Origin of the sequence: Streptococcus mitis (genome assembly GCF_005144795.1) — a bacterium.
Taxonomy (GTDB): Bacteria; Bacillota; Bacilli; order Lactobacillales; family Streptococcaceae; genus Streptococcus; species Streptococcus mitis_BB.
Genome location: NZ_SWFJ01000051.1, coordinates 1 through 520, shown reverse-complemented (window position 1 = coordinate 520; position 520 = coordinate 1). Strand labels below are relative to the sequence as shown.

Sequence of the window (520 nt, the reverse complement as noted above, 5' to 3'; positions counted from 1 at the left end):
GAGCTACCGAGCTGCTCCATCCCGCGTTAATACAAAAGGAGGATGTGGGATTCGAACCCACGCACGCTTTTACACGCCTGACGGTTTTCAAGACCGTTCCCTTCAGCCGGACTTGGGTAATCCTCCAAAATAGTCCGTACGGGATTCGAACCCGTGTTACCGCCGTGAAAAGGCGGTGTCTTAACCCCTTGACCAACGGACCAAACTTTATGGGCACGAGTGGACTCGAACCACCGACCTCACGCTTATCAGGCGTGCGCTCTAACCACCTGAGCTACGCGCCCAAGTTAAAAACTTGGTATTTTGAACAAAGTTCAAAGCGGGTGACGAGAATCGAACTCGCGACAACAGCTTGGAAGGCTGTAGTTTTACCACTAAACTACACCCGCTTAAATGGGAGTTAACGGGATCGAACCGCTGACCCTCTGCTTGTAAGGCAGATGCTCTCCCAGCTGAGCTAAACTCCCTAGAGCTAAGCGACTTCCATATCTCACAGGGGGCAACCCCCAACTACTTCCGG

At 52.5% G+C, this 520-nt stretch carries 5 tRNA genes; all 5 read right to left on the bottom strand.

The features are described 5' to 3' along the window. Window positions 1-36 precede the first annotated feature (36 nt). The 5 genes from FBF73_RS09950 to FBF73_RS09930 all read right to left on the bottom strand — a co-directional run bounded on the left by FBF73_RS09950 (window position 37) and on the right by FBF73_RS09930 (window position 467). Window positions 37-126 (bottom strand) — tRNA-Ser (locus FBF73_RS09950). 4 nt (window positions 127-130) lie between these two features. Next, window positions 131-202 (bottom strand) — tRNA-Glu (locus FBF73_RS09945). Window positions 203-210: 8 nt separating this feature from the next. Then, window positions 211-284 (bottom strand) — tRNA-Ile (locus FBF73_RS09940). 34 nt (window positions 285-318) lie between these two features. Continuing rightward, a tRNA-Gly gene (locus tag FBF73_RS09935) sits at window positions 319-389 on the bottom strand. A gap of 5 nt (window positions 390-394) precedes the next feature. Next, a tRNA-Val gene (locus tag FBF73_RS09930) sits at window positions 395-467 on the bottom strand. Window positions 468-520: the final 53 nt, after the last annotated feature.